Annotated in this window: 26 protein-coding genes and 1 tRNA gene; 10 read left to right on the top strand and 17 right to left on the bottom strand. The window is 52.4% G+C overall.

The window, feature by feature from the left end; translation table 11 throughout:
• From FFS57_RS11965 to FFS57_RS26100, 3 genes are all read right to left on the bottom strand, one after another.
• Positions 1 to 2,426: DUF4347 domain-containing protein (locus FFS57_RS11965; RefSeq protein WP_137938024.1), on the bottom strand; the 2,426-nt coding region annotated here is incomplete at its 3' end.
• Positions 2,427 to 2,622: 196 nt separating this feature from the next.
• Positions 2,623 to 3,195, bottom strand: coding sequence for a phage tail protein (locus FFS57_RS11960; RefSeq protein WP_137938023.1), 573 nt, complete (start codon positions 3,193 to 3,195; stop codon positions 2,623 to 2,625).
• A gap of 442 nt (positions 3,196 to 3,637) precedes the next feature.
• Positions 3,638 to 3,763 carry a hypothetical protein gene (locus FFS57_RS26100; RefSeq protein ID WP_283204912.1) on the bottom strand — a complete coding sequence of 42 codons (126 nt, stop codon included), beginning with the start codon at positions 3,761 to 3,763 and terminating at the stop codon, positions 3,638 to 3,640.
• A 94-nt stretch (positions 3,764 to 3,857) separates the two neighbouring features.
• Here FFS57_RS26100 and FFS57_RS11955 point away from each other — a divergent pair.
• Positions 3,858 to 3,929 (top strand) — tRNA-Arg (locus FFS57_RS11955).
• A gap of 3 nt (positions 3,930 to 3,932) precedes the next feature.
• On the opposite strand, the gene FFS57_RS11950 is transcribed toward FFS57_RS11955, so the two are convergent.
• The 13 genes from FFS57_RS11950 to FFS57_RS11890 all read right to left on the bottom strand — a co-directional run bounded on the left by FFS57_RS11950 (position 3,933) and on the right by FFS57_RS11890 (position 14,221).
• The gene (locus tag FFS57_RS11950) at positions 3,933 to 4,442 is read right to left on the bottom strand and encodes a phosphatidylglycerophosphatase A family protein (RefSeq protein ID WP_502705914.1); all 510 of its coding nucleotides are present in this window, start codon (positions 4,440 to 4,442) and stop codon (positions 3,933 to 3,935) included.
• On the bottom strand, positions 4,432 to 5,430 hold the full coding sequence (gene thiL, locus FFS57_RS11945; RefSeq protein ID WP_349306734.1) for a thiamine-phosphate kinase: 999 nt from the start codon (positions 5,428 to 5,430) through the stop codon (positions 4,432 to 4,434). The genes FFS57_RS11950 and thiL overlap by 11 nt, the downstream gene beginning before the upstream one ends.
• A 79-nt stretch (positions 5,431 to 5,509) precedes the next feature.
• The gene (locus FFS57_RS11940) at positions 5,510 to 5,773 is read right to left on the bottom strand and encodes a hypothetical protein (RefSeq protein WP_137938021.1); all 264 of its coding nucleotides are present in this window, start codon (positions 5,771 to 5,773) and stop codon (positions 5,510 to 5,512) included.
• A complete protein-coding gene (pabC, locus tag FFS57_RS11935; RefSeq protein WP_137938020.1) occupies positions 5,770 to 6,606 on the bottom strand; it encodes an aminodeoxychorismate lyase in 837 nt (278 codons plus the stop codon). Before pabC ends, FFS57_RS11940 begins: the two co-directional genes overlap by 4 nt.
• The gene (locus FFS57_RS11930; protein WP_137938019.1) at positions 6,603 to 7,922 is read right to left on the bottom strand and encodes an aminodeoxychorismate synthase component I; all 1,320 of its coding nucleotides are present in this window, start codon (positions 7,920 to 7,922) and stop codon (positions 6,603 to 6,605) included. Before FFS57_RS11930 ends, pabC begins: the two co-directional genes overlap by 4 nt.
• 54 nt (positions 7,923 to 7,976) lie before the next feature.
• A complete protein-coding gene (gene fabF / locus FFS57_RS11925; protein WP_137938018.1) occupies positions 7,977 to 9,218 on the bottom strand; it encodes a beta-ketoacyl-ACP synthase II in 1,242 nt (413 codons plus the stop codon).
• A 98-nt stretch (positions 9,219 to 9,316) separates the two neighbouring features.
• Positions 9,317 to 9,553, bottom strand: coding sequence for an acyl carrier protein (acpP, locus tag FFS57_RS11920; RefSeq protein ID WP_137938017.1), 237 nt, complete (start codon positions 9,551 to 9,553; stop codon positions 9,317 to 9,319).
• Between the two features lie 102 nt (positions 9,554 to 9,655).
• Entirely contained in the window at positions 9,656 to 10,396 is a 741-nt protein-coding gene (gene fabG / locus FFS57_RS11915) for a 3-oxoacyl-ACP reductase FabG (RefSeq protein ID WP_137938016.1), read from the bottom strand.
• Between the two features lie 37 nt (positions 10,397 to 10,433).
• Complete coding sequence (gene fabD / locus FFS57_RS11910; protein ID WP_137938015.1) at positions 10,434 to 11,357, bottom strand: ACP S-malonyltransferase; 924 nt, start codon at positions 11,355 to 11,357, stop codon at positions 10,434 to 10,436.
• Between the two features lie 94 nt (positions 11,358 to 11,451).
• Complete coding sequence (locus FFS57_RS11905) at positions 11,452 to 12,408, bottom strand: beta-ketoacyl-ACP synthase III (protein WP_171013868.1); 957 nt, start codon at positions 12,406 to 12,408, stop codon at positions 11,452 to 11,454.
• Positions 12,409 to 12,411: 3 nt separating this feature from the next.
• The gene (plsX, locus tag FFS57_RS11900; RefSeq protein ID WP_137938013.1) at positions 12,412 to 13,443 is read right to left on the bottom strand and encodes a phosphate acyltransferase PlsX; all 1,032 of its coding nucleotides are present in this window, start codon (positions 13,441 to 13,443) and stop codon (positions 12,412 to 12,414) included.
• Between the two features lie 71 nt (positions 13,444 to 13,514).
• Positions 13,515 to 13,694: a 50S ribosomal protein L32 gene (gene rpmF / locus FFS57_RS11895; protein ID WP_137938012.1), complete on the bottom strand. Its 180-nt coding sequence runs from the start codon at positions 13,692 to 13,694 to the stop codon at positions 13,515 to 13,517.
• Positions 13,695 to 13,726: 32 nt separating this feature from the next.
• Entirely contained in the window at positions 13,727 to 14,221 is a 495-nt protein-coding gene (locus FFS57_RS11890; RefSeq protein ID WP_137938011.1) for a YceD family protein, read from the bottom strand.
• A 98-nt stretch (positions 14,222 to 14,319) separates the two neighbouring features.
• Here FFS57_RS11890 and FFS57_RS11885 point away from each other — a divergent pair, with 98 nt between their 5' ends.
• From FFS57_RS11885 to FFS57_RS11845, 9 genes are all read left to right on the top strand, one after another.
• Complete coding sequence (locus FFS57_RS11885) at positions 14,320 to 14,907, top strand: Maf family nucleotide pyrophosphatase (protein ID WP_137938010.1); 588 nt, start codon at positions 14,320 to 14,322, stop codon at positions 14,905 to 14,907.
• Positions 14,908 to 14,914: 7 nt separating this feature from the next.
• On the top strand, positions 14,915 to 15,628 hold the full coding sequence (locus FFS57_RS11880) for an SAM-dependent methyltransferase (protein ID WP_137938009.1): 714 nt from the start codon (positions 14,915 to 14,917) through the stop codon (positions 15,626 to 15,628).
• A gap of 355 nt (positions 15,629 to 15,983) precedes the next feature.
• Positions 15,984 to 17,507 (top strand): glycerol-3-phosphate dehydrogenase, encoded by a 1,524-nt coding sequence (glpD, locus tag FFS57_RS11875; RefSeq protein ID WP_137938008.1) that lies wholly within the window; start codon positions 15,984 to 15,986, stop codon positions 17,505 to 17,507.
• Positions 17,508 to 17,910: 403 nt separating this feature from the next.
• Positions 17,911 to 19,035: an ABC transporter ATP-binding protein gene (locus FFS57_RS11870; RefSeq protein ID WP_137938007.1), complete on the top strand. Its 1,125-nt coding sequence runs from the start codon at positions 17,911 to 17,913 to the stop codon at positions 19,033 to 19,035.
• Positions 19,036 to 19,043: 8 nt separating this feature from the next.
• Positions 19,044 to 20,117: an ABC transporter ATP-binding protein gene (locus FFS57_RS11865; RefSeq protein ID WP_137938006.1), complete on the top strand. Its 1,074-nt coding sequence runs from the start codon at positions 19,044 to 19,046 to the stop codon at positions 20,115 to 20,117.
• 9 nt (positions 20,118 to 20,126) lie between these two features.
• Positions 20,127 to 21,011 carry a carbohydrate ABC transporter permease gene (locus tag FFS57_RS11860; RefSeq protein WP_137938005.1) on the top strand — a complete coding sequence of 295 codons (885 nt, stop codon included), beginning with the start codon at positions 20,127 to 20,129 and terminating at the stop codon, positions 21,009 to 21,011.
• Positions 21,008 to 21,805: a carbohydrate ABC transporter permease gene (locus tag FFS57_RS11855; RefSeq protein ID WP_137938004.1), complete on the top strand. Its 798-nt coding sequence runs from the start codon at positions 21,008 to 21,010 to the stop codon at positions 21,803 to 21,805. Before FFS57_RS11860 ends, FFS57_RS11855 begins: the two co-directional genes overlap by 4 nt.
• 27 nt (positions 21,806 to 21,832) lie before the next feature.
• Positions 21,833 to 22,105 carry a DUF2160 domain-containing protein gene (locus tag FFS57_RS11850; protein ID WP_249383980.1) on the top strand — a complete coding sequence of 91 codons (273 nt, stop codon included), beginning with the start codon at positions 21,833 to 21,835 and terminating at the stop codon, positions 22,103 to 22,105.
• A gap of 97 nt (positions 22,106 to 22,202) precedes the next feature.
• Positions 22,203 to 23,924, top strand: coding sequence for an ABC transporter substrate-binding protein (locus tag FFS57_RS11845; protein WP_249383978.1), 1,722 nt, complete (start codon positions 22,203 to 22,205; stop codon positions 23,922 to 23,924).
• Positions 23,925 to 24,022: 98 nt separating this feature from the next.
• Here the strand turns inward: FFS57_RS11845 and erpA are convergent, their stop codons facing one another.
• Positions 24,023 to 24,373 (bottom strand): iron-sulfur cluster insertion protein ErpA, encoded by a 351-nt coding sequence (erpA, locus tag FFS57_RS11840; RefSeq protein WP_137938002.1) that lies wholly within the window; start codon positions 24,371 to 24,373, stop codon positions 24,023 to 24,025.
• Between the last annotated feature and the right edge of the window lie 44 nt (positions 24,374 to 24,417).

The raw sequence follows: 24,417 nt of genomic DNA, 5'->3' as shown, positions 1-24,417 counted from the left end.
CCACCACCGATGGCATTGCCATTGGCATCGATGATACTGGTCCCCGCGCCGTTCAGATCCACCGCCATGGTGCCACTGCCGCTGATACCATTGACGGTGATGGTATAGGTGGTGCCACTGCCACTGATGCTGGCCAGGGTGCCCGCCGCCGTACCTGTCGTCGTCAACGTGAAGTCGCTCAGGTCGACACCGGTGACGCTCTCGCTGAATACCACCGTATAGGTCGCGCTGCTTGCATTGGCCGCCGATGCCGAGCTGCTGGCGTTCACCGTTGGGGCATCCAGATCCACCGTCCGTGCGGTGCCACTGAAGCCACCACCGATGGCATTGCCATTGGCATCGATGATACTGGTCCCCGCGCCGTTCAGATCCACCGCCATGGTGCCACTGCCGCTGATACCATTGACGGTAATGGTATAGGTGGTGCCACTGCCACTGATGCTGGCCAGGGTACCTGCCGCCGTACCTGTCGTCGTCAACGTGAAGTCGCTCAGGTCGACACCGGTGACGCTCTCGCTGAATACCACCGTATAGGTCGCGCTGCTTGCATTGGCCGCCGATGCCGAGCTGCTTGAAGTTACGGTCGGAGCCACATTGTCCACAACGGTGATGCTCATCACCTCTTCATAGGTGCCACTGGCACCGTCGTCCACCCTCACCCTGATCGAGTAAACGCCGGCACTCATGACAGCCGCGTTGTTAGCACGCAACGTGCTACCGCTGATGTTGAAGGATGCATTATCCGTATCGCCTACGCCACTTACCAAGGTATAGGTAAACGAGGCCGAGTCAATATCCGTCGCACTCAACGTGCCGACGGTGGCATTGGTACCGCCAGACTGGTTCACCGACGAAGCACTGAGCCCGATATCGGTCGGGACATCGTTCACGGCCGTTACCGTCATTGCTACGGTATCGGTATCGCTGGCAACCCCGTCGCTGGTCACAATCTGCAATGTTGCAGCGCCATTGGCGTTGGCGGTCGGGGTGTAAACCAGGCCATTCATCGCGGTATTGATATTGGCTGCCGCACCGCTGAAGCTCAAGGTACCGTCACTACCATCGCCGTCGATCATGGTCAGGCCGGCTGTGGTCGCCAACACCAACGACCCACTGACCCCCGTTGCAGATAGCGTTACAGTCAGGTTGTCGCCATCTGCATCACTGACGGAAATGGCATTGCTGCCACCGCTGGAAAAGGTCTTGCTACCATCTTCATTGAAAGTCTGCGCGCTGGGTACTGTGTTGACCGGTGCATTGTTTGAAACCGGTGCCTTCAGATCCGCCAATACCATCGACACGAGATCGATGTTCTGTGTGCTAGCGCCGCTGGTGTTGGTGACTTTGATGGTAAAGCTGGAGATATCGTTGAATTGTGTCGCATCGATATCAATTGCTGTGGTACCTGACCCCGTCAAGATATTGGCCGTTTGGGTCACGGGATTGCCACCAGAAGTGGCGGAAACCTCAATCTGGAAGTTACCCCCCAGGTTGGTCACGGTCAACGTATCCAGATCGAACGTCGCCAAGTCGGTATTGTCTGCCGTCCAGACGATGGTGCCGAACTTGTTACCGCCACTGACGTTGGTTCCGTTGATATAGATTGACGTGGATGTCGTCAAAATTGTCGTACTGGCGCCTGCTGTAATGGTGAATCCATCGACTGTATTGGCACCACGGTTGTTGTTGTAATAGGTGGTGCTGAACGATTGGTTGGCAGATGGCAATGCCAGCAGATCGTTGTACGCTCGCGCACCGTCCGCCGACAACACAGACAATGCTTCGATGGTTCCAGTCCTAGCCTCCAGTATCCAATCTCCCCCCAGGTGCAATGTACCGGTTCGATCGGTTGAGGCCGCAATATCCGCACCCGTCAGGGTCGACAGCTGGTTGACAAATGTTGCACCAGATTCGTTTGCCGCGACATCGCAGCCATAAAGCAGCAGATCCCCCTGGGCAGTCAATGCTTGACCAATGGTAGTCAACGCAGCGGTGTGCTGATTCAGTGTCGAATTGTCCAGCCGGGTAGTACCCAGATAAAGCGTGCCGCTATTGCCGTGGCTGATGACATGGATGGCATCGAAACCTTGGCGCCCCGCCAAATAGGCAGACATCTGACCCAAGCCATCCTGCGTATGGTCCAGCAAGACAATTTCAGCCTCTGGTGCGATCGATCCAACCAGTTGCTGATAATTTCTGACTGCGTTGTCAACAAATACCACCGCACGGTGTCCGGCCAAATTGGGTGTGACAGGTGCCAGGGCATCATGCGTATTGGCAATACCGATGGGCTGGCTGACTTCTGCTGCCATATCGGCCAACGTGGGGGCCACTGCAGCATCGAACATGATGCGTGGCTCCAGAGCCCGCATGGAAGCTGCAAACGACCGGCGTTGCGGCCGGGTATCACGATTCAACTGCGCCATCGAACTTCTCCTGAGCAAACTTCCATTCAAGCCGGACAAGTCGCCCTGCCCGTTCCCGCCAACAACAAACCTGCCTTTGGAACCAGACGACAACTGGCCGCCGAACCTGGTCTTGGATCAGCGGCCTGGTCACATCACGAAAGCAGCCCGGACTGGACCTGCCAATCACGCTGCCTCCCCTTATCACGTATTTTCCTCAAGGGCGATCTGGGTACAAACCATTGATACAGATGATGAAATTCAACGCCATATATGGTTCACGCACATCCACCGGGGCTGACTGACCAGTCACACCTGATGATCCCCCCCCTACTTTTCCTGCATTCGGGCCTGGGTCGGCGCTGGTGTAGAGGCCATTCAAGGTGATAGGGTCGCGACCGATAAATGCTGCCCCAGCGGTCAAGAAGACTGTCGAACCCACTGTTGGGTTGGTAATACCATTGCTGTTGTCAGTGCCTGCGTTCAGTGCAATCGTATGGTTATGGGCCGGTAATTGGGCCTGGGACAGTGTCACCGACTCAGCACCACCTTTACCGGCCAATTGATAATTGGTAGGAAGACCTTGGCCCTGCCCAACGCCAAGTGGTACCCTGCCGCGTAAGTCTGGTAGGGCAAAAGTTGTTCTGCCATCACCACCATAAGTGTTGCCAATCAAGCTGAACAACGCTGCATTCGAGTTGACCTGCAAGAGCTGGCCATTGCAAAACTGCCAACCAACTGGCGCCCACGTCCCAGCCCACAGCCTGATTTCAGCAATATAACCGTCCATGTTGCACTCCTTCTCTATGAGAATGGTTGAACATCAGTACCGCGACTCGAGGCAAATCCCAACTCAAAAACCTGCGGGTGCTACCCGTTATTGTTCAGCACACCTCACACAACCGGGCTCGAGTAATCACCATGCAACACATCATCGACGAGCTCAATCACAGAACATTCGATAATTCGAATTTAAACAGACAGTGATAAAGCACTCGCCTATAGATCCGGTTTAGCCAACACAACAATCAAAATCAACAAAAAATACAATTAAATATCAAACATTTAAACAATCGATTATATGAATGATCAGATATATAAATAGAGAGGCACCATCACAGCAAAAAACATGCGATGGCCGATGGTGATGCCATCTATCGTATGAGGTGGAAAGCAGCAGGTAGCACGGTTGATTAGATGCAACTACATTGATGCAACATGACAGGCCGGATTCATTCTGCCAAACCAAGACAGCCTGTACCCATCAGGCTGTCAGTCACAGACTTGGTGGAGATGGGGTTTTGCAGTAGTGAAGTGACAAACGGGATATCCACTGCCATGCCCACCGCAAGCGGCATTCGCACATGCTTCCCTCGAACAGATGGAAATGGGTATAATGCGGGCCTTGTTTTATCGCGAAATCGTAAGCCTAGCTTCGCGACCTAAGCCCATCTCCCTGTAGTTAAATGGATATAACGGCCCCCTCCTAAGGGGCAGTTCTGGGTTCGATTCCCGGCGGGGGGGCTTTCAGCCCAACAAGTTCAATTGCATCAACACCAGGCAGCACACCACGCTATAGCCAGCTGCCAACACATCATCCAGCATCACACCCAGGCCACTGTGAGTTCTCGCATCCAGTTGGCGAATCGGGAATGGCTTCCAGATATCAAACAACCGAAACAAGCCAAACGCAATCGCCCACCAGAGTGGTGTCTTCGGTACCACCGCCAGCACAATGCAAAAGCTGGCAATTTCGTCCCACACGATGCCACCGTGATCTGCCACGCCCAATGCCTTGCCGGCCACATCGCAAATCCAGATGCCGGCTATGCACATCACAACAATCGCGCCCCACACCATCGGTTCTGGAAGCAATGCAATCAACAAGGCGTAAAGTGGAATTGCGACCAGCGTTCCAAAAGTTCCGGGTGCCTTGGGGCTGAGACCACTACCAAAACCAAAAGCAAGAAAACGAGCCGGATGTGCCAGAATAAAGCGCCAAGTAGGCTTGACGTTAGGCGCGGGATTAGTCTGCAAAATGATTGAATCCTGTCTTTGAAATGACCATAGGCTCGCCATCCATACCCAGCACGGTCAATCCGTTAGGCACAATCTTTCCGATGCGGGCCAGTGGCAACCCTAACGTGTCCGACAAGCCAGCAATGGCTTGTCGGTGATCTGTCCCCGCAGTAAAGCACAGCTCATAGTCATCGCCTCCTGCCAGTTGATATGACAAACCCGCTACACATGCCAAGGCAGATTGCAAGACTGGCCGACAAACCAATTGACGTGCATCCACAACTGCCCCCACCTGACTTCGTTCCAGAATATGTCCCAAATCGGCCAACAAACCATCCGATATATCAATCGCACTGTGCGCCACCCTACGCAATGCCAAACCTAATGCCACACGTGGCATAGGCTGTTCAAGGCGGTCGACTGCGATTCTGGACGCATCGCCAGGCAGTTGTACACGCTGTTGCAGTACTGCCAACCCAAGTGCCGCCTCGCCAAGATGGCCTGATACCCAGATATCGTCACCCAGTTTCGCCCCATCCCGTCGCAACGCTGCCGTTGGTGGTACCTCGCCGATGATCTGTACAGACAGATTGCGTGGTCCACGTGTAGTGTCACCACCAATCAACTCAACCTCGAATTGTGTAGCCAGCTCGAAGAAGCCTTGCGAAAAACCGGACAACCACGTTGGGTCAGCATCTGGTAATGCCAGGCTCAATAATGCCCAGCGTGGCGTGGCGCCCATGGCAGCAAGATCGGACAGATTCACGGCCAGAGCCTTCCAACCAAGACGATACGGGTCGGTATCCGGTAGGAAATGCCTACCCTCCACCAACATATCGGCCGATGTGGCAATTGCCTGGCCCACAGTGGGCTGGATCAATGCAGCATCGTCACCAATGCCTAGCAAGGCACTGGGTGTCGTGCGAGTAAAAAAGCGTTGGATCAGATTGAATTCATCCATGGCGGCGAGTATAGCGGGTTTATGGGTAAGTACCGGATGGTGCAACTGATCAGTCCAATAAAAAGGCCACCTGCTGGTGGCCCTTGAAGATCAACATGCAGTTTCGCTCAAACCGGCAGATCAATCATTGCACTTTGAATTGAGCACATTGCTTCTCACGCTTTCCTTGCAGCTCATCACGTTTCTGATAGAAACGCTCACGTTCACGCTTATGTAAACCCCGCTTTTCCCGCTTGGCCATCAAGGCCAATTGATTGTCGAGTTCCGCACAATGCAACCGCATCTTTTCCGTATGTTGTGCTGGATCATAAACTGTCGTGACCGTCTCTGCCGCCATAACCGGTGAAATGAGCGTCAGGCAAAGGGTCAGAGTGAGGAATATCTTCATATGCTGCTCAATGAGGTATCTAGGGCCGAGAGTATAGTCATCTCAGCCTGAATTTGTCTGATTAAACGCAAATCACTGTATGCCAATTCGGCAATCCGTACCACCGGCAGTACACCTGCCAGACTATTTGCTACAAATACCGCCTGTGCCCTGGTTAATAGGGCATCATCAATCCGACTTACTATTACTGGTATCGACAAACGTTGACTGCATGTCAAGACCAATTCCCGACTGACGCCGGATACCCCACCACATGATAAATCAGGTACATGGACAGCCCCGGCCACGACAACAAATAGACTGCACATCGTGGTTTCCAGCCAGGCACCTTCGCCATCGGACATCAAGCCATCGAAGACCGCAGGATCATCCCACTCACGACGGGCCAGCACGCTATCTAGTCGGTTTAAGGTTTTTGCTCCGGCCAGCATAGGCTGGCGCGTCACAGGTGTCACACAGCGGGTCAAGGCCACGCCATGTTCTGCCAACGACTGCGGGTAGGGAAAGCCGGCGTGAGCCTGAACGATTCGTGTCATCGGTGCAGTGGGATCAATACGATAACCTCGCGGTCCTTCGCCACGCGTCAGCGTGATCTTAGCCACCCCTTCGACAATACCGGCCATGCATTGCCGCAGTTCAGACTGCAATTGTATCAAATCAGGCCGAGACATATGCAGAGTGGCACAATCCCGCTCCAACGCGTCCCACTGCCGCGCCCAGAAAGGTATCACACCCTGCCTTATCGGCATGGTACGGAATACGCCATCACCATACGCAACACCGCGATCATTGGCAGCGATCCGTCCATCCCGATGGCCGTTGATCAATATCATGCTGTCACACCCAATGCACGCAACAAACCACGGGCTTTCGCCCTTGTTTCCTGCAATTCACGCTCGCGGTCCGAATCTGCCACTATTCCGGCGCCGGCCCGAAAACGAAGTTGGTTACCAGTTTGCATGAAGGTACGAATCAGGATATTGGTATCCATGCTACCGTCACGATTCACATAGCCAAAACTGCCGGTATAGGCATGCCGCGGGCCAGACTCCAGCTCGGCAATGATCTGCATGGTACGTACCTTTGGACAGCCTGTAATGGTACCGCCCGGGAACATGGCCTGAATGGCTCTTGCCGGGGTGATATCGTCACGCAAGCGACCTTTGACATTGGATTCAATGTGATGCACATAGGCATAACTGCACACTGCCATCAATTCATCTACCTGCACGGTCCCGGGTACACATACCCGTCCCAGATCGTTACGCTCCAGATCAATCAGCATCACGTGTTCGGCGCGCTCCTTGATACTACCGATCAACCGCGCCTTCAGTGCTGCATCCTCGTCCGCATCCTGTGAACGAGGGTGGGTCCCAGCAATCGGCCTGGTATCTGCCCAACCATTCTGTACACGCAACAGACGTTCTGGTGACGAGCTGACAATACTATGTGTCTCACTCAACCTGACCAAACCGGAAAACGGCGCCGGATTCGCGGTTCGTAGTGCTTGGAACATGTCCACCGGTTGTATTGACGGATCCAGCTCAGCCGTCCATTCACGTGACAGGTTGACCTGAAATACATCGCCTTCACGAATATAGCGCTTGATGCGGTCCACACCGGTCAAGAACTGTTCAGCAGGCTCTTCTCCCAACGCCAGCAGAGAGATAGGCACGGCAGCTTTTGGCTTGGCCGTACGGCACACGCCAAGCAACTCATGCAGTAGGGACTCATCGGTATCAGATATCACCCATGCTTCCTGCTTGGTACGATTGATGCAAATTGCAGCTGGTACATTTGCAAGCATGGCTCGCGGAAAAGGTCGAACTGCTGCCAAAACGGGGACTGTTGGTTCAATCGCCTGCAACATCTCGTAACCCAGGTAAATGAACCACCCGCCTCGGAAAGGTGGAAAGTCTACACCAACAGGGGTTGACTCCTGGCGGTGTGCAACACAACATCGTCGATCCAATTCGACAAATACGTCTCGGCCATCACCTGCCCAAAACAGTTCAACGTCGCGTGGATAAGCAAACAGGATGTCCCAACCAGTGTCGCCGGAGGACTGCAACAAATAAGGAAAACGTGTGGGCGCTGCAGCGTGTAGGCTGATCAGGTCAGGAAGCCGATCAAGCTTGGAATAATGCATGGCGTTGGAAGGGAAAATAATACGGGCACCTTGAACAGGTGCCCGTGGTCAACATTAGGCTCGTTTAAACACCAACGTACCATTGGTGCCACCGAAACCAAATGAGTTGGAAAGCGCGTATTCAATTTTCATTTCACGCGCCGTATTCGGGACGTAATCCAGATCACACTGGGGATCCTGCTCCATCATGTTGATGGTTGGCGGTGCAATCTGGTTGTGCAATGCCAGCACCGAATAGACCGCTTCGACCCCACCTGCAGCACCCAGTAAGTGACCAGTCATCGACTTGGTCGAACTGACCGCCAGCTGCTTGGCGTAATCGCCAAAACAACGCTTGATCGCAACGGTTTCAGCCATATCACCCAAAGGTGTCGAAGTCCCATGCGCATTGACGTAATCAATCTGGTCAGGATTCAGGCCTGCATTGCGCAAGGCATTCTTCATGCAACGGGCTGCGCCTTCACCATCCTCACACGGTGCTGTCATATGGTAAGCATCGGCACTCATGCCATAGCCGACCAGCTCGGCGTAGATCTTCGCACCACGGCGCTTGGCATGTTCATACTCTTCAAGTACAACCACTCCCGCACCTTCACCCAGCACGAAACCATCCCGACCAGCATCCCAAGGACGACTTGCTGTCGCCGGGTCATCGTTTCGAGTAGACAAGGCACGTGCAGCGCCAAAGCCACCCATGGTCAACGGCGTAACTGCCGATTCGGCACCACCACAAACCATGATGTCCGCATCACCATATTCGATGAGACGGCCAGCATCACCGATACAGTGTGCAGCTGTCGTGCAGGCACTGACGATCGCATAGTTTGGCCCTTTGAAGCCAAAATGAATCGACAAGTTGCCGGAAATCATATTGATGATGGAACTAGGGATAAAGAATGGCGACACCTTACGTGTCCCACCATCCAGCATCGCCTTGTGCGTGTCTTCGATCATCGGCAAACCGCCGATACCGGAACCAATGATCACGCCAATGCGTTCTGCATCCAGGCCCTCCAGATTATCCAACCCTGCATCGCGCACTGCCTGAATGCCCGCAGCCATACCGTAATGGATGAAAATATCCATGCGGCGGGCATCTTTGGGGGAGAGATATTCTGTAACATCGAATCCCTTCACTTCACCGGCAATCTGCGACGTGCAGCTAGACGGATCGAAGCGGGTGATTCGGGCGATGCCGGACTGACCGGCGATAATATTGGCCCAGCCTTGTTCCACATTATTACCAACAGGGGATAAGTGACCAAGACCGGTGACAACTACTCTGCGTTTAGACAAGGTAGCTCCACATACAAGATAAGGAAGAGTGCAACATCAGTTGCCGCCGGCGCGCAAGCCTTGTGGGCAAGCCGCGGCCGGCATGAAACCTGAACAGGTTAGTTCTGGTGGCCAACGATGTAGTCGATTGCCTGTTGAACCGTGGTGATCTTTTCGGCTTCTTCGTCCGGAATTTCCAGATCAAACTCTTCTTCCAGCGCCATGACGAGTTCAACCGTATCCAGCGAATCAGCGCCCAGATCGTCAACGAACGAGGATTCGTTCTTGACTTCAGCTTCATTCACACCGAGTTGCTCAGCTACGATCTTTTTCACACGCTGTTCGATGTTTTCCATTTAACTAACCCATACCTTTCAAGAGGATTAATAAAAGCCCGGGCATTGTACCAAAATTCGCAAACCCGGGCGCAAGCCTTGTGGCGAAGCAATTTTCGCCTATTAATTCATGTACATACCACCATTCACATGGAGCGTAGTACCAGTAATATAAGCCGCTTTATCCGAAGCAAGAAAACCAACAGCCTCTGCAATGTCCTGTGGGGTACCCAAACGTCCCAGTGCAATCTGCTTGATCAACTCGGCCTTCGCCTCGTCCGGCAGCACCCGGGTCATATCCGTATCGATAAATCCAGGTGCGACACAGTTAACCGTAATATTGCGGCTACCCACCTCCCGTGCCAGAGATTTGGTAAAGCCCATGATACCAGCCTTGGCTGCCGCATAATTGGCTTGCCCCGGATTCCCGGTGCTACCCACAACGGAAGCAATACTGACGATGCGCCCCCATCGAGCCTTCATCATGCTACGCAATACAGCTTTGGAAAGCCTGAATACGGATTTGAGATTGGTCGACATAACATCGTCCCAATCCTCCTCCTTCATACGCATCAACAGTTGATCACGTGTAATACCAGCGTTGTTCACCAGCATTGCAATGTCACCATACTGTTTTTGAATCTGCTCCAACACGGCATCTGTCCGCACGCCATCATTGACATTCAGCGACATACCAACACCTTTCACGCCAGCGTCTGTCAAATAGGCAGAGATTGCAGTAGCCCCTTGCTCAGTAGTCGCAGTACCAACAACCGTAGCACCTTGCCTAGCAAGCTCTAGTGCGATTGCCTGACCAATGCCACGACTTGCGCCAGTAACCAGCGCCACTTTACCTTCAAACATGTCTCACCTTGATTTTGGGAAAAGAATGGAAGTCGAATCAGGCATCAAGCAACGTGCGCATGGACACAACATCCACCAATGCAACACCTTTGACACCAGCGTCAATGCGCTTGTTCAGGCCAGCCAATACCTTGCCAGGCCCACACTCCACCACCTGGGAAACACCCTGAGTGACCAGATACTGAACCGTTTCGACCCAGCGAACCGGACTGTACAGCTGACGAACCAACACATCTCGGATCGCTTCTTGGGTGGAATGCACTGTCACATCGGCATTATGAATGACAGGGATAGTAGGTATGGAAATCCGCACTTTGGCAAGTTCAGCCGACAAACGCTCCGCAGCAGGCTTCATCAAAGCACAATGCGATGGCACACTTACCGGAAGTAGCAATGCCCGCTTTGCCCCTTTAGCCTTACAAGTTTCCATGCCCCGCTCAACCGCTGCACAGTGCCCGGCAATTACTACCTGCCCTGGGGAATTGAAGTTGACTGCTTCCAACACCTGATCTTCGGCAGCCTCACGGCAAGCGTCTAGCAACAACGCATCATCTAGTCCCAAAATCGCAGCCATAGCACCTTCGCCTTCTGCTACCGCATCTTGCATGGCCACGGCACGAAAACGAACTAAACGGAGCGCATCAGCATAGTCAAGCGAACCTGCCACGACAAGTGCAGTATATTCACCCAAACTATGTCCTGCCAACCAGGCTGGGGGCATACCACCTAACTCGCACCATGCCCGATACATGGCCACCCCTGCAGCCAACATGGCCGGTTGGGTGTTGACAGTTTGATTCAAGTGCTCTTGCGGACCTTGCGCAATCATGGTCCATAGATCGAAGCCCAACACACTACCGGCTTCATCGATCGAATCTTTGACAGTGGTCAGTTCTGCAAATCCGTCCAACATACCTACGGATTGCGAACCCTGCCCAGGAAAAACAAAAGCGGTGCTCATCGAGCGCCTCCCATCTACTGATTACAACCGTTTTCTTTGGCTAAATACTGATCTTGTTTTTATATAGCTTGTAATTGTTGCATAAAGGAATCGGTTACCAACGAACAAGCGCGGAGCCCCATGCAAATCCGCCACCAATACCTTCTAACAACAACAAATCGTTCTTCTTGACCCGTCCATCGCGGACAGCCGTATCCAGCGCCAACGGTATCGAAGCAGCAGATGTATTACCGTGATAAGGTAACGTCACTACCACCTTGCTCATTGGCAAATCCAGCCGTCTGGCGGTTGATTCAATGATACGAAGGTTGGCCTGATGCGGAATCATCCAGTCAACCTCGGTTTTTGCAACCCGTTGACTTGCAAGAATTGACTCTGCAGCATCACCTAGCGCTTTGACGGCGAATTTAAACACTGCAGGTCCGTCCATTTCCAGATAGGGCTTACCCTTAACAGCACCCTCGGCAACATTACCTGGAACACGCAGAATGTCAGTATATCGACCATCAGCATGTAGCTCCGTTGCAATGACACCGGGTACCTGATCCCGCTTCAACACAGCCGCTCCAGCCCCATCGCCAAACAGCACACAGGTTGTACGATCTGACCAGTCTAGAATACGCGAGAAAATTTCCGCACCAATTACAAGCGCACAGCGACTGGACCCAGCGCGAATGAAATTATCAGCCGTGGCCAGCGCATAAAGAAACCCACTACACACTGCCTGGACGTCGAAAGCCGGACAACCTGGGATACCAAGTTTTTGCTGCAGAATACAGGCAGTACTCGGAAAGATCAGATCGGGAGTAGTTGTGGCAACAATGATCAGATCAATTTCCGACGGACTGATCCCTGCCGCTTCAATTGCCTTACGACTGGCAGCCAAAGCCAGGTCGCTGGTTTTTTCACCCTCTGCAGCGACCCGGCGCTCGCGGATACCTGTGCGCTCTGTGATCCAGGCATCGCTGGTATCAACCAGCTTACTCAAATCATCGTTGGTTAGAATTTTCTCTGGGAGATAGCTGCCGGTGCCGATGATTCGAGCGTACATAATCTAGTCTGCAGTTTCTGCTTTGGATGGTGGAAATTGCTCGGCGATTTTTTCTGCGATGCGATGCAGTACCTTATTCCTGACTTCTTCCACGGCTTGGCCAAGTGCATAGCGAAAAGCAAACTCATCTGCTCCGCCATGACTTTTAACAACCACACCGCGCAAACCAAGCAGGCTGGCACCGTTATAGCGACGAGAATCTACGCGATCCTTGAAAGATTGCAATACCGGGAAAGCGATAATACCAGCCAGCTTACTGTATGTGTTCCGCTTGAATTCTTCACGCAGAAAAACACCAACCATTTTGGCCAGCCCTTCTGACGTCTTCAACGCAACATTACCAGTAAATCCGTCACTTACCACCACATCAGTTGTGCCAAGGTAAATATCGTTACCTTCCACATTACCATAGTAATTCAAACCACTTTTTCTAAGCAGCTCACCAGCTTGTTTGACAATCTCATTTCCTTTAATGTCCTCAGAACCAATATTCAACAATCCCACGGTTGGATTGGGCTTATGCTGAACGGCTGACACCAGCATGGCGCCCATGATGCCAAATTGCACCAATTGCTCAGGCGTACAATCCACATTGGCACCCAGGTCCAGCATACAGACGCTACCCGTCATAGTTGGCATAATCTTGGCTATGGCTGGACGCTCAATGCCAGGCAAGGTTTTAAGAACAAATCGGGAAATTGCCATCAGCGCACCAGTATTACCGGCACTGACACTGGCATGCGCTTCACCTGTTTTGACCAAATTCGTGGCAACACGCATTGAAGAATCTTTTTTGCTCTTCAACGCCAAAGCAGGGGATTCATCCATCGCCACAACCTCACTGGCATGGTGAATACGCAAGCGTGGACTGACGGATGCACGGCGCGCTTTGAGCTCAACCTCAAGGGCGTCTTGCAGACCAACCAGAATGATATTGACTTCGGGATTGTCGCTCAGAAATTTGAGCGCAGCGGGGACGGTGACATGTGGCCCATGATCACCGCCCATCGCATCGATTGCGACTGTGATGTCCATCTTTTGGTGACCGCAGAGCGGCCGGAAGTGGATACTTTAAAAAACAGTGCTGCGTGGGCAATCGCCCCTGATTATTCACCCTTGGTGCGGATAACTTTCTTACCACGGTAGAAACCGTTCGGGCTGATATGGTGACGCAGGTGTACTTCACCAGTCACAGGCTCAACAGCCAAGCCAGGAGCGGTCAAAAAATCATGCGCACGGTGCATACCACGCTTAGAAGGGGACTTTTTATTCTGTTGAACTGCCATTTCATCAACTCCTGGAAAGAGAACCGAAATCGTTATTTCGATTGTTTCAACTGTTTCAATACTGCAAACGGATTAGGCTTATCCGAGCGCGAGTTCGTATCACCAGCAGCTCGACATACGTCATGCCTTGGCGCAAGCGGCAAGCTCAACAGCACCTCGTCTTCAACCAGCGCTACGACGTCAAGACGCTTGCTCGCCACAATTCCTTCAATATCCGGCTCTTCACTCGAAGCAATTTCAATCGCCTGCTCATCTGGAAACAATGTCAGCAATACATCGGTATTGATTGATACATCCATTGCCTGTAAGCAACGCTGACATAATTGCTGAACACTACCCACTACTCGCAAGGTAAGCGTACCGCGCTTACGAAGGTCAGTACCGCCTAGCAGCTCATAGGTAACATTCCCATCAGTGCCGATCAATTGATCATGCAGCCGCGCAAGATCGGCAACCGCCACAGAACCAGTCAGATGCTGGCCATCTCGGGCAAACTGTTCGCTGTCGATGAAGATAGAGTCGGACATAAACGGCGCATGTTATACTGATTTGGCAACACTGTCAAAACGCTCCATTCAAACACAGCGTTTTCCGCTGATTGATCAACTCGCCCTTAATCCGCCACATGACGCACCCAGAATTGATACTTGCCTCGACCTCGCGCTATCGACGAGAGCTACTTGAAAGATTGGCTATCCCATTTATTGCAACCACCCCACAAAATGTGGATGAGACCCCATTTCCCAATGAAGCACCTACCACCACCGCCCTGCGCCTATCGGAATGGAAAGCGCGCTCGCTGGCCACCCTGCACCCCAACGCGTTGATCATTGGCTCAGACCAGGTTGCAACCTTAGATGGCGAACAGATTGGAAAACCACACACCCATGAGCGCGCAGTAGCACAACTGCGGAAAATGCGCGGCCGCATCGTTGAATTCCATTCCGCACTGGCATTGCTCGACACCCGTAGCGACTCACTTCAAACTGCAGATGTCGTCACCTCCGTACATTTCCGCGACATCAGCGATGAGCTGATTGAAGCCTACCTACGCAAAGAACAACCCTATGATTGTGCAGGCAGTGCAAAATCAGAAGGTCTTGGCATCGTCATCATTGAAGCCATTTCCGGCGACGACCCCAATGCCCTGATTGGTCTTCCCCTAATTCGCCTTATCGACATGCTGAATAACGTCAACTACCCAATACTGTAAAACACTGATGACTTACGGCACGCTCTACCTCATTCCAGCGCCCCTAGGCGATGTTCCACTTACCTACTTCCTGCCAACAGACGCGCAACAGATTGCTGCCAAGCTGCAACACTTTATTGTCGAACATCCCAAAACTGCTCGACAGTATTTGAAGCAGATTGAGATTCAGAGCCCCCTACAACAGCTGCAGATGAGCGAACTGAATGAACACACACCAACCAATGCCGTTGCCTCGCTGCTGAAGCCATTGCTGGAGGGCCATGATGCCGGCCTATTATCAGAAGCCGGCTGCCCAGCCATTGCAGACCCGGGAGCGCTACTGGTCCGTCATGCACACGCACACGGCATCCGCGTGAAGCCCTTGGTGGGCCCCTCATCCATTTTACTTGCATTGATGGCATCAGGTGCCAATGGCCAGCGATTCAGCTTTCATGGCTACCTGCCGGCCAACCCAGCCAATCGTGCAAAGGCACTGAAAGACCTGGAAAGACGCTCATCACAGCAAGATGAAGCCATTGCCTTCATTGAAACACCCTACCGCAACAATCAACTATTGGAAACCATTCAGAACCAATGCAAAGGCAGCACCTTGCTATGTGCTGCAGCCAACCTGAATACTGACGAAGAGCAAATCATTTCGTTGCCGATTGCCAACTGGCCCAAACCTGCACCCAACCTTCACAAAATTCCTACCGTTTTCGTGCTTTACGCAAAATCATAGTCCTCCGGCGCGACACCAGTCGCGCCAAAACGAACATTTCCGAATCCAACCAACCCTGCTCCCCCGCCCGTATCAATTTGCAGCCACATCCATACTTTTCAAACAATTAAGCCACATAGCATGCTAATGTGTCGCACCACCATCAACACATCCCCCAGTATAATCCCTGACAAATCACCTATCATCAAAGCATCGAACTGAACCATTACGATTTCACATTGTGCCAAAAGCAAATACAATACGAAAAAAAGTTGTAAAAAACGAAAATATTCGCCTATAGTTCACATGACGTGTTGCAGGTGTATCGGCATATGTACAATTCCATGCAGCCCCTGCCAAACCGGAGAACGCAAACGTGCAAAAAGTGGATTTCGATATCCTGGTGATTGGTGGTGGCATCAATGGTACCGGTATAGCCCGTGATGCAGCAGGACGAGGGTATTCGGTATTATTGTGTGAAAAAGACGACCTGGCACAACACACTTCCTCTGCCAGTACCAAGCTCATCCACGGTGGTCTGCGGTATCTGGAGTACTATGAATTCGGCTTAGTGCGCAAAGCATTGCAAGAACGCGAAGTGCTGCTACGGTCAGCACCACATATCATGTGGCCACTGCGGTTTGTCATGCCCCATAACAGCGCCATGCGACCGGCCATGCTGATCCGCGCGGGCCTGTTTCTTTATGATCACTTGGCCCGTCGTGAGATATTACGTGGTTCCCGTGCCATCGACTTACGTCAGCACCCTGCTGGGGCACCACTCAAATCGGGCTACAGCCGCGGCTTTGTATATTCCGATGGCTGGGTACAGGATTCGCGCCTCGTCACACTGTGCGCGCTGGATGCCGCTGAACGCGGTGCTGCAATACATACCCGCACCCATTGCACGGCGGCACATCGGGACGGTAACCATTGGCGCGTTACCCTTCAAGACAATGTAGGCATGCAACGCACGGTCACTGCTCGGGCACTGGTCAATGCAGCGGGCCCCTGGGTAGCGGAAGTGCTCGGACAGGTCACACAAGTCAATGCATCCCGTCGTGTCCGACTAGTGAAAGGTAGCCATATTGTGGTACCGAAGCTTTTTGAGCACCACTATGCCTATATCTTTCAGAACCCTGATAAACGCATCATTTTCGCCATTCCGTTCGAGCAGGATTTCACCCTGATTGGGACCACCGATATCGAGTACACCGGCGATCCCAATGCCGTGCAAGCTGACGAAGATGAAATCAACTACCTCTGTGATATGGCCAGCCGCTACTTCCACCACAAAGTAGACCCAGGCAACGTAGTCTGGCATTACTCCGGTGTGCGGCCATTGTTAGATGACGAATCCAGCAATGCATCCAGTGTGACTCGTGACTATGCACTGGAGTGCGACACCAATGGTGCGCCCGTACTCTCCGTATTTGGCGGCAAAATCACTACCTTCCGAAAACTGGCAGAAGAGGCCATAGATAAGCTACAGTCGCTGCTTGGCGGTGGTTCGCCAGCCTGGACGGATAGCGCAACACTGCCTGGTGGTGACATTCCCGGGGCCGATTACGAGGCGTTTCTGCAGTTGATCAAAACCCTGCATCCGTGGCTACCAGATAGCTTGGCGGCACGTTATACCCGGGCTTATGGCACTCGATGTGCACAGCTACTGGCCAATGCTCGCCACATGAGCGATCTTGGTACTGAAATCTTACCTGGGCTATTTGAGGCAGAAATCCGATATCTGATGAACACCGAATGGGCACGGACCGCAGCCGATATTCTTTGGCGTCGCTCGAAACTGGGCTTATGCGCCCTTGGCAATGGCGAAACAGTGCTGAATGCATGGCTTACTCAAGCATCAGACCTACCGCAGCAAAAAGCAGATTTTGCAGCCTGATGGTGGCACCTATATAGCGAGCTGGTCAGGTTCACACCGCCAGCCGAAACATAATGTCCAAGGCGGCTGAATATCAGCCGTCTATATGTTGCACAGGATGCGCCCATCAGAGGCTGTACGTGCAAAGCCAGTCCAGATAGTGCTCGAAGCAACTTCAGGACCTGTTGATTCACCGGCAAGTCATAACAATAAGTAGCAGATAACAAGATGCATGCTGACGTGCACGGTTTGATTCTGTTTCCACCACTTCATTAATTCGCCGCCTGTAGCGGCACCTTAGGTCACGTGTGCTGGCTCCTGGATCGAATGATCCTTGGCGCGGTCTGCAGCACTGCACATACCTGCACCGTGTCAGCAAGAAATGGAATAAAGCGGGGCCAGCCCCGAACAAGGAGGATGTTCCATGCAGTTGAAGTTAAACGGCGTCAGCAAACGGGTTGGGGGTGAAACCCATATCTACCCGCTGGATCTGGAGCTTGCGCCGGGACAGATCAATGTCCTGCTCGGGCCAACCCGGGCTGGCAAAACCACGCTGATGCGATTGATGGCTGGGCTTGATAGCCCCACCAGTGGCCGCGTGATCGACAGTGACATTGACGTGACCGGTGTATCAGTCCGCAAGCGTAATCTGGCGATGGTTTACCAGCAGTTCGTCAATTATCCATCATTCACTGTGTTTGAAAACATTGCCTCGCCCCTCAAACTACAAGGTGGCATCAGTGCTGCAGAGATCAAAGCCAGAGTGAATGCCGTGGCGGAAAAGCTACATATTGCACACTTGCTGGATCGCTTACCCGGCGAGCTTTCCGGCGGGCAGCAGCAACGTACCGCCATGGCACGTGCTTTGGTCAAACAGGCTCCATTACTATTACTGGACGAGCCCCTAGTCAATCTAGATTACAAGTTGCGTGAAGAACTGCGCGCAGAATTGAAAGACCTGTTCACCAATGGCGAAACAACTGTGGTCTATGCCACAACTGAGCCTCAAGAAGCGCTCTTACTAGGTGGTCATACCGTAGTAATGGACGAAGGTCGTCTTTTGCAACACGGACCAACACTGGATGTGTTCCATGCACCGGTGTCTGTTCGTGTCGCAGAAGTATTCAGCGACCCGCCAATGAACCTGCTGGCGGCCCATCTCCATGCAACGCAGCGTGAAGTGGCTTTGGGTAACAGCACCCGCCTGTCACTGTCTTCCCATTTAAATACCTTGAATGAAGGGGGTATCACAGTAGGTATTCGCCCTTGCCATGTACGATTGACACCGCAAAGTGGCCAGGACTGTGCCATCCCGTGTGACGTCGACTTGGCAGAGATCAGCGGCTCAGATACCTATCTGCATGCTCACCATTCAGGAATATCCCTGGTTGCCCAATTACCTGGTGTGCAATTGCTCAATCCTGGCAGCAAAATCACGCTCTATATCAACCCCGCCGAAGTATTCGCGTTTACACCGTCAGGCCAGCTATTGGCCTCGCCAGAGCGCAATGCGTTACAGGCGGCACACCACGCCTCTGCTGCAGTGTAGGAGCCCCCATGGCTAAAATTGAACTTGTCAACCTTGGGCACCGCTACGCCAGCCACCTGCCCTTTTCGCTGCAACCACAAAGCATGGTGTGGGATGATGGTGGCGCTTACGCTTTGCTTGGGCCATCCGGCTGCGGCAAGACCACGCTGCTGAATATCATTTCTGGTTTACTGATTCCCAGTGACGGCAAAGTACTGTTTGACGGCAAAGATGTCACCCAACTCCCCACCGAAAAACGCAATATTGCACAGGTCTTTCAGTTCCCGGTCATCTACGACACGATGACAGTGTTTGACAACCTTGCCTTTCCTTTGCGCAACCGCAAAGTAGCTGAAAGCGAGGTACGCAGCCGTGTACAGGAGATCGCCGAGATCCTGGATCTATCCTCGGAGCTGAAGCGCCGCGCCAGTGGTTTATCCGCAGAGGACAAGCAGCGGATTTCACTTGGTCGCGGTCTAGTGCGCAAAGATGTGGCTGCAGTCCTCTTCGATGAACCCCTGACGGTCATTGATCCACATGTGAAATGGTTGTTGCGTCGTCAGCTCAAACGCATTCACCAGCAGCTGAAATTGTCACTGATCTATGTCACCCATGACCAGATCGAGGCCCTGACCTTTGCAGACCAGGTGGTCGTCATGTATGAGGGTCGTGTCGTACAAAGCGGGCCCCCACAGGCTCTTTTCGAGACTCCGGAACACACCTTCGTCGGCCACTTTATCGGGAGCCCAGGCATGAATCTGTTGCCCTGCGAAGTATTGGAAAACAGCATTCAACTTGCCGACCAACAACTACCTATCCCCCCTGAGCGCATACAACAACTGCGTAAAGCAGGTAACAAATTGACACTTGGCATTCGTCCGGAATTTGTCCGCCGTGCCAGGAATGGCGATCGTAGCACCGTCAGCGCTCGCATCGTGAAGCTGGAAGATCTTGGCACTTACAAGCTCTTAACCGCCAAAATTGGTGATCAGACTGTACGGGCGAAGTTGGGCGAACATGAATTACTTGATGGTAGCCAAGTACGGTTGGCATTTGAACCAGAACGCATCATGTTCTATGCCGATGGGCAACGGGTTGAATAAGGAGCCAACATGAACAAAACCCTCAATCAGAAAGCCTGGTTCCTAGTCCTACCGGTAATCTTATCTGTGGCATTTTCTGCCCTCATCCCATTGATGACCGTAGTGAACTACTCAGTACAGGATATTCTGGGCCCCGATCAGCGCGTGTTCGTTGGTACCGAATGGTTCAAGGCAGTATTGCGAGACAGCGAATTACATGGCGCATTGTATCGCCAGATCATCTTCTCCAGCGCCGTTCTGATGATCGAGATTCCGCTCGGTATCATGTTGGCCCTGGCATTACCCGCCACAGGCTGGCGTGCTTCGCTCAGCCTCGTATTACTGGCCATGCCCCTGTTGATCCCCTGGAATGTAGTTGGCACCATCTGGCAAATTTTTGGACGGACCGATATCGGTTTGGCTGGTGTATTACTGACCAAAGTGGGTATTGACTACAACTATACAGGTAACGCCATTGATGCTTGGCTGACTGTACTGGTAATGGATGTGTGGCACTGGACACCGCTGGTCGCCCTGCTCTGTTACGCAGGCTTGCGTGCCATCCCGGAAGCGTATTACCAGGCAGCCAAGATTGATGGTGCCTCCCGCTTGGCCGTGTTTCGCTTCATTCAACTGCCAAAAATGCGTGGTGTACTGCTGATCGCCCTCCTACTGCGCTTCATGGATAGCTTCATGATCTACACCGAACCGTTCGTACTGACTGGTGGCGGCCCTGGTAATGCCACCACCTTCCTGTCGCAATATCTGGCACAAAAGGCAGTTGGCCAGTTTGATCTGGGACCCGCAGCAGCATTCTCACTGATCTATTTCCTGATCATCCTGTTGCTGTGCTTCGTGTTCTACAACCTGATTCAGAACGCCGGGCAGGCCAGCCAACAGGAGATAAAGGCATGAAAAAACGAAGCATCTTGCTGACGATCTACTTGATCCTGGCCATTCTGCCCATTTATTGGATGTTGACCATGGCACTGAAATCAAACGAGGAAATCCTCGGCGGATTCAGTCTTTGGCCAGTGCAAGTCACTTTTGATAACTTCAAACTGATTCTGACAGATCCATCCTGGTACTCGGGTTACATCAACTCGCTGATCTATGTCGCAATCAACACGGTACTGTCAGTAGCCGTCGCGTTGCCGGCAGCTTATGCATTTTCCCGATACAACTTTATGGGTGACAGACATTTGTTCTTCTGGTTGCTGACCAACCGCATGTCGCCACCAGCTGTATTTCTGCTGCCGTTCTTCCAGTTGTATTCCAGCATTGGCCTATTTGATCAGCACATTGCCGTTGCCCTGGCACATATGCTGTTCAACGTACCACTGGCAGTGTGGATTCTGGAAGGATTCATGTCCGGTATTCCGCGTGAAATTGACGAGACGGCCTACATCGATGGTTACAGTTTTCCGCGCTTTTTTCTTCGCATCTTCATTCCATTGATTCGCGCAGGCATTGGGGTGACTGCCTTCTTCTGTTTCATGTTCAGTTGGGTGGAGTTATTGCTGGCACGAACACTGACATCGGTCGATGCCAAGCCGATTGCCGCTGTAATGACCCGTACCGTCAGTGCGGCTGGGATGGATTGGGGCGTACTGGCTGCAGCAGGGATTCTGACGATCGTGCCGGGTGCACTGGTGATCTGGTTTGTACGTAACTACATCGCCAAAGGTTTTGCGATGGGCCGCGTCTAAACGTTGCCATAGCGAGGAGAGACAATGATGGAATGGATGGCCTGGACCCCTATCGTAGCTGGCTTCTTTCTTTGTGTAGTGGTGATGCTGATTGGCATGACCATCTGGGAAATCGTCAGCCCGACAATCGCACGGCGCGGTTTTCTGCCACTGACGACAACGCGTGGTGATCGTTTATTTTTGGGCTTGCTCAGCGCAGCTTATGTCAACCTAGCCTGGACTGGGTTGACTGATACACACCAGCTAATTGGTACTGGTATCTCGTTTGTCGTACTGCTAATCATCATGCGCTGGGGCTGACCCCATAAGGATTGACAACCCACTGGCTGCTTGCCTTCCACCCAGTGGGCGGAATGCAATATTGAAGGCATACAATAATTGGAAGGAGATGGTTGTGATGAAAAGAATCGTACTGGTTGTCGCCACTGCACTGGCCACCCAAGCCGCACTGGCTGGTGCGCCTGAAGCACAGAAGTGGATCGACAAGGAATTCCAGCCCAGCACGTTATCCAAGCAGCAACAATTGGATGAGTTGAAGTGGTTCATTGCAGCCGCGGATAAACTGAAGGCCAAAGGCATCAAGGAAATCAACGTCGTATCGGAAACCATCGACACACATGTTTACGAATCCAAAGTGCTAGCCAAGGCCTTTGAAGAAATCACGGGCATCAAGGTCAAACACGACATCGTGCAGGAAGGTGATGTTGTTGAAAAACTACAAACCCAGATGCAGTCAGGCAAGAACATCTACGACGGTTGGATATCGGACTCCGATCTGATCGGCACGCACTTCCGCTACGGTCAAATCGTTCCTCTGACTGATTTCATGGCTGGTGAAGCCAAGGATTTCACCAATCCAGGTCTGGATTTGAAAGATTTCATTGGCGCTAAATTCACCACCGCACCCGATGGCAAACTCTACCAATTACCCGACCAGCAATTTGCCAATCTGTATTGGTTCCGTGCTGACTGGTTCGCTCGCCCTGACTTGCAAAAACAGTTCAAAGCCAAGTATGGCTATGACTTAGGCGTACCCGTAAATTGGTCCGCTTATGAAGACATCGCTAATTTCTTCACCAATGACGTAAAGAACATTGACGGCACTCGTGTGTTTGGCCACATGGATTATGGCAAGAAAGACCCTAGCTTAGGTTGGCGCTTTACAGATGCATGGCTATCCATGGCTGGCAGTGCGGACAAAGGTACACCAAATGGTCTGCCAGTGGATGAATGGGGGATTCGTGTTGCAGATGATAAATGTACCCCTGTTGGCGCCTCCGTATCTCGTGGCGGTGCCACCAACAGCCCGGCAGCCGTCTATGCCTTGACCAAATACATTGACTGGATGAAAGCCTATGCCCCGCCGCAGGCCACCGGTATGACTTTCTCGGAAGCCGGCCCTGTCCCAGGTCAAGGCAATATTGCCCAACAGGTATTCTGGTATACCGCTTTCACCAAGTCGCTGACCAAGCCGAGCCTGCCAGTTGTCAACGCAGATGGCACGCCGAAATGGCGCATGGCTCCAAGCCCACATGGGCCGTACTGGAAAGATGGCATGCAGAATGGCTATCAGGATGTTGGCTCATGGACATTCTTCAACACAACCCCAGTAGATCGTCGAATCGGCGCGTGGCTGTATGCGCAATTTGTTACCTCCAAGACGGTATCACTGAAAAAGAGTGTTGAGGGCCTGACCTTCATCCGCGAATCAGATATTCAAAGCAAGGCAATGACTGACATGGCGCCCAAGCTAGGCGGTCTGGTGGAGTTCTATCGCAGCCCCGCCCGTGTAGCTTGGACGCCTACCGGCACCAACGTGCCGGATTATCCGAAACTCGCTCAGCTATGGTGGAAAAACGTCGCCACCGCAGTAACCGGTGAGAAAACACCTCAAGCCGCCATGGACAATCTGGCAAAAGAAATGGACGGTGTCATGTCACGACTGCAACGAGCCGGTATGAAAAAGTGCGCTCCCAAGCTGAACCCCGAAACCGACCCGAAGCAGTGGATGGCCAAAAGTACAGCACCTTGGCCTAAACTGGCCAATGAGAAGCCCAAAGGTGAAACCGTGCCTTATGAGCAATTGTTGAAGGCCTGGAAAGAAGGCAAAGTACGCTGATTTGAAACCTATCAACAAAAATGCCGCCAAGATTGGCGGCATTTTTGTTAGATGGGGATACAACAAGCATGACCCTCGCAAGACGCAGCAGGCTGTGATTAGACAGAGAAGGACGAACCACATCCACAGGTCGATTGTGCGTTCGGGTTGCGAATCACAAACTGAGAGCCCTCAATGCCTTCGGTATAGTCGATTTCCGCACCGACCAGATACTGGTAGCTCATCGGATCAATCAACAGCGTCACACCATCCTTATCCAAGGCTGTGTCGTCTTCGTTCATCATTTCATCAAAGGTGAAACCATATTGAAAGCCAGAGCAACCACCACCCGTGACAAAAACACGCAGCTTCAGCTCGGGGTTGCCTTCTTCCAGAATCAGCTCTTTTACCTTCGCCGCAGCGTTATCGGTAAAAATCAACGGGCTCGGCATTTCGGTAACGGCATTCATGTCAAACTCCTGAGTTAAATCAGTCTTAATTATCCGCCGCCCTT

The sequence above is a fragment of the Chitinivorax sp. B genome, from assembly GCF_005503445.1.
Classification (GTDB): domain Bacteria; phylum Pseudomonadota; class Gammaproteobacteria; order Burkholderiales; family SCOH01; genus Chitinivorax.
The sequence above is the reverse complement of the archived record's forward strand: the minus strand, read 5'-3'. Positions and strand labels throughout refer to the sequence as shown.

Coding starts and splice junctions, on each gene's coding strand:
- FFS57_RS11960 (WP_137938023.1), bottom strand. CDS start 3,195: ATGGACGGTTATATTGCTGAAATCAGGCTGTGGGCTGGGACGTGGGCG.
- pabC (WP_137938020.1), bottom strand. CDS start 6,606: ATGATATTGATCAACGGCCATCGGGATGGACGGATCGCTGCCAATGAT.
- FFS57_RS26100 (WP_283204912.1), bottom strand. CDS start 3,763: ATGCCGCTTGCGGTGGGCATGGCAGTGGATATCCCGTTTGTCACTTCA.
- FFS57_RS11940 (WP_137938021.1), bottom strand. CDS start 5,773: ATGAAGATATTCCTCACTCTGACCCTTTGCCTGACGCTCATTTCACCG.
- acpP (WP_137938017.1), bottom strand. CDS start 9,553: ATGGAAAACATCGAACAGCGTGTGAAAAAGATCGTAGCTGAGCAACTC.
- rpmF (WP_137938012.1), bottom strand. CDS start 13,694: ATGGCAGTTCAACAGAATAAAAAGTCCCCTTCTAAGCGTGGTATGCAC.
- plsX (WP_137938013.1), bottom strand. CDS start 13,443: ATGGACATCACAGTCGCAATCGATGCGATGGGCGGTGATCATGGGCCA.
- FFS57_RS11860 (WP_137938005.1), top strand. CDS start 20,127: ATGAACAAAACCCTCAATCAGAAAGCCTGGTTCCTAGTCCTACCGGTA.
- FFS57_RS11845 (WP_249383978.1), top strand. CDS start 22,203: ATGAAAAGAATCGTACTGGTTGTCGCCACTGCACTGGCCACCCAAGCC.
- FFS57_RS11885 (WP_137938010.1), top strand. CDS start 14,320: ATGACGCACCCAGAATTGATACTTGCCTCGACCTCGCGCTATCGACGA.
- FFS57_RS11855 (WP_137938004.1), top strand. CDS start 21,008: ATGAAAAAACGAAGCATCTTGCTGACGATCTACTTGATCCTGGCCATT.
- FFS57_RS11905 (WP_171013868.1), bottom strand. CDS start 12,408: ATGTACGCTCGAATCATCGGCACCGGCAGCTATCTCCCAGAGAAAATT.
- erpA (WP_137938002.1), bottom strand. CDS start 24,373: ATGAATGCCGTTACCGAAATGCCGAGCCCGTTGATTTTTACCGATAAC.
- FFS57_RS11890 (WP_137938011.1), bottom strand. CDS start 14,221: ATGTCCGACTCTATCTTCATCGACAGCGAACAGTTTGCCCGAGATGGC.
- fabG (WP_137938016.1), bottom strand. CDS start 10,396: ATGTTTGAAGGTAAAGTGGCGCTGGTTACTGGCGCAAGTCGTGGCATT.
- FFS57_RS11865 (WP_137938006.1), top strand. CDS start 19,044: ATGGCTAAAATTGAACTTGTCAACCTTGGGCACCGCTACGCCAGCCAC.
- FFS57_RS11870 (WP_137938007.1), top strand. CDS start 17,911: ATGCAGTTGAAGTTAAACGGCGTCAGCAAACGGGTTGGGGGTGAAACC.
- FFS57_RS11850 (WP_249383980.1), top strand. CDS start 21,833: ATGGAATGGATGGCCTGGACCCCTATCGTAGCTGGCTTCTTTCTTTGT.
- FFS57_RS11930 (WP_137938019.1), bottom strand. CDS start 7,922: ATGCATTATTCCAAGCTTGATCGGCTTCCTGACCTGATCAGCCTACAC.
- fabD (WP_137938015.1), bottom strand. CDS start 11,357: ATGAGCACCGCTTTTGTTTTTCCTGGGCAGGGTTCGCAATCCGTAGGT.
- FFS57_RS11880 (WP_137938009.1), top strand. CDS start 14,915: ATGACTTACGGCACGCTCTACCTCATTCCAGCGCCCCTAGGCGATGTT.